This is a genomic window from Saccharopolyspora soli (genome assembly GCF_022678645.1).
GTDB lineage: Bacteria > Actinomycetota > Actinomycetes > Mycobacteriales > Pseudonocardiaceae > Saccharopolyspora > Saccharopolyspora soli.
In genome coordinates, this window is sequence record NZ_JALBWV010000153.1 from 1 (window position 1) to 2,963 (window position 2,963).

The window sequence follows — 2,963 nt, forward strand, 5'->3', positions numbered from 1 at the left end:
CCAGCCAGTCGACGGCCGACTGCGAGGTGTTCTTCTTCCGGTTGGGAGAGTCCTTGCTCAGATCGACCGGCCCCAGCCCCACGGCGGCCGGGTCGAGCAACGCCGCGTCGGCCCAAAGTAGGTCGCCGGGCGACTCGCCGGTGGCCGGGGTCGAGGAACGACCGGGTGGGCAGACCGGAGTCCACCCACTGGCCGTCGACGTGCGGGGCGAGAACGGAACCCGGACTCGTGGATCAGTCCTTCGTGAGTGGCCGCTGCGCGGTCTCGCGCAGCGTCAGGGCGGTGCCGACCGAGACCAGCGCCGCGACCACCAGGAAGATCCCGGGTGCCCGGGCGTCGCCGGTGGTGCCGATCAGCCATGTGGCGATGTAGGGCGCGGTGCCACCGGTGAGGATGGAACCGAGGTTGTATCCGAGTGAAAACCCGGTGAAACGGCTCCGGGTGCCGAACAGCTCGGTGTAGGTCGACAAGATCGTGCCCATCACGGCGGCCTCGCAGAGACCGAGCAAGGCGAGACCAGCGAAACCGAGGACCGTGCTGCCAGAGGACATCAGCGCGAACGACGGGTAGGCGAACAGGGCCATCGCGAGGAACGCGCCGAGCAGCACCGGCTTGCGTCCGACCCGGTCGGACAGCCCACCCCACAGCATGACCGTGGCGGCGGCGAGAGCGAGGGTGCCGGTGCTGCACCAACTGGCCGCGGTGGCGCTCAACCCGGCCTCCTGCTCCAGGAAGGTCGAGCCGTAGACGTAGACGACGTAGTAGGCCGCGAACGAGCCGACCGAGAAACCGCCGACCCGGGCGACGCCGCGCCAGTTGTGCAGGATCGCGGTGAGCACCGGCGACCGCTGCTTTACCGGGACCGCGCTCTGCTGGCGCAGTCGCTCGAACTCCGGCGTCTCGTCGAGCCGACGGCGGACGTAGAGGCCGATCAGACCCAGCGGCAGAGAGATCAGGAACGGGATCCGCCAGCCCCATGCCTGCATGGCGTCGCTGGTCATCGTGACATTCAGCACCGCTATCAGGACCGAGCCGAAGAGCACTCCGAGCAGGTTGCCCAGCTGCGTCGAGCTGCACAGGAGGCCGCGGCGGCCGTCCGGCGACCACTCGGCTACATAGGTGGCCGCGCCACCGATCTCGCCGCCGGCGGACAGGCCCTGCAAGGCCCGCAGTAGCACCAGAGCGACGGTGGCGGCGACACCCGCGGTCGCGTAGCCGGGCAGCAGACCGATCAAGGAGCTCGACACGGCCATCCCGATGACGGCCCAGGCGAGCACCGGCTTGCGGCCGTACCGGTCGCCGAGGTGTCCCATGACGATCCCGCCCAGCGGACGCAGGACGAACGCGGCCGCGAACACGGCCAATGTGGACAGCAGAGCTGCAGTCTGGTCCTGGGTCGGGAAGAACACGGCGGACAGAGTGACCGCCATCAAGCCGTAGGCGGTGAAGTCGTAGTACTCGACGAAGGTGCCGATCGCGCCCGCGATCGCGACCCGGCGGGCGCGAGCTGGTGTCACGTGCGAGCCGGGCTCGGCGGTCGAGAGTTCTGTGCGTGAGGACGGTGAGCTCATGATTCTCCGCGACGTTGCGAGTGGTGAGCGTGTGGCGGGCCGGATGGACCGCGCCGGAGCGGCGAACGCCTCCGCAGCGGCGTCCGGGTCGTTCACGACGCAATCACCGCCCCGTCCTCGACGAGCCGGTCTATCTGCGCCGCGGTGTACCCGTGCTCGCGCAGAACCCCGACGGTGTCCCGGCCTGTCGGGCCGGGGATCCGGTGGACCGCACCGGGTGTGCGGTCCAGCTTCACCGGGATCCCGACACCGCGGTAGCCGTCTCGCTCGACGAGCAGCTCCCGGTACTTGACCTGCGGGTCGTCGAAGACCTCGGGGATCGAGCGGACCATGCTCGCCGGCACACCGTGGCGGAGCATGTCCGGCGCGACGTCGGTCAGGTCACGGGCCGCCATCCTCTCCCGTAACAGGGCGACCAGCTCGGCCCGGTGAGTCACCCGGTCGGCATTGCGGGCGAACCGCGGGTCGTCGGCGAGCTCCGGGACGCCGAGCCAGGTGACCAACGCGCGGAACTGGCGGTCGTTGCCGCCGCCGACGAACAGCTGCCCCTGCGGCGTTTCGAAGGTCTCGTACGGGGCGACGTTGGAGTGCGATGTGCCCAGGCGCTCCGGCTGCTTGCCGTCGAACAGGTAGTTGGTGCCACGCGGGTGCAGCAGGCTCACCGCGCTGTCCAGCAGCGACAGGTCTACCAGTTGGCCGCGGCCGGAGCGCTCCCGCTCGTACAGCGCAGTGAGGATGCCGCCGTGCGCAAGCATTCCGGTGGTGAGATCCACGACCGGGACCGGGAGCTTGACCGGGCCACGGCCGGGCTCGCCGTTGAGGTCCATGAGACCCGCGTATGCCTGCACGACGGCGTCGTAGCCCGGCAGGCCGCCCATCGGCCCGTCGACACCGAAGCCGCTGATCCGGCAGTAAACCAACCGCGGAAAGCACTCGGCGAGCACCTCGTCGTAGCCGAGGTCCCAGCGCGCCATCGTGCCGGCCTTGAAGTTCTCGACCAGGACATCCGCGTCGTCGAGCAGGCGCAGCAGCACGTCGCGCCCGGCCGCGATCCGCAGGTCGACCGACACGTGGGCCTTGTTCCGGTTCAGCCCCGAGTAGTACGCGCTGATCCCGTCCCGGAAGGGCGGACCCCACTCGCGAGTCATGTCGCCCTCGGGCGGCTCGATCTTGATCACCGTCGCGCCATGGTCCGCGAGCATCTGCGTGCAGTAAGGACCCGCCAGCACCCGCGACAGGTCGACAACTTTCAGGCCCGACAGGGCCCCTGTCGCGTCGTCCGTCGGCATCGGCCGCCACCTCCTCGTGTTGGTGCACCAACGACGGTATAGTTACGATACTGTTTAGACAAGTAAATGGATCGAAGAGTTCACCAGCAGGACAGGCCGGATC

The 2,963-nt window shown here is 69.2% G+C and carries 2 protein-coding genes; both read right to left on the reverse strand.

Annotation, left to right across the window (positions count from 1 at the left end; translation table 11 throughout):
• Nucleotides 1-233: 233 nt before the first annotated feature.
• On the reverse strand, nucleotides 234-1,571 hold the full coding sequence (locus MOQ72_RS44010) for an MFS transporter (protein WP_242192014.1): 1,338 nt from the start codon (nucleotides 1,569-1,571) through the stop codon (nucleotides 234-236).
• Between the two features lie 92 nt (nucleotides 1,572-1,663).
• Nucleotides 1,664-2,860: a CaiB/BaiF CoA transferase family protein gene (locus MOQ72_RS44015; protein ID WP_242192015.1), complete on the reverse strand. Its 1,197-nt coding sequence runs from the start codon at nucleotides 2,858-2,860 to the stop codon at nucleotides 1,664-1,666.
• Nucleotides 2,861-2,963: the final 103 nt, after the last annotated feature.

Bases quoted from the DNA above. Each gene is read 5' to 3' on its own strand.
- MOQ72_RS44010 (WP_242192014.1), bottom strand. From the start codon at position 1,571: ATGAGCTCACCGTCCTCACGCACAGAACTCTCGACCGCCGAGCCCGGC.
- MOQ72_RS44015 (WP_242192015.1), bottom strand. From the start codon at position 2,860: ATGCCGACGGACGACGCGACAGGGGCCCTGTCGGGCCTGAAAGTTGTC.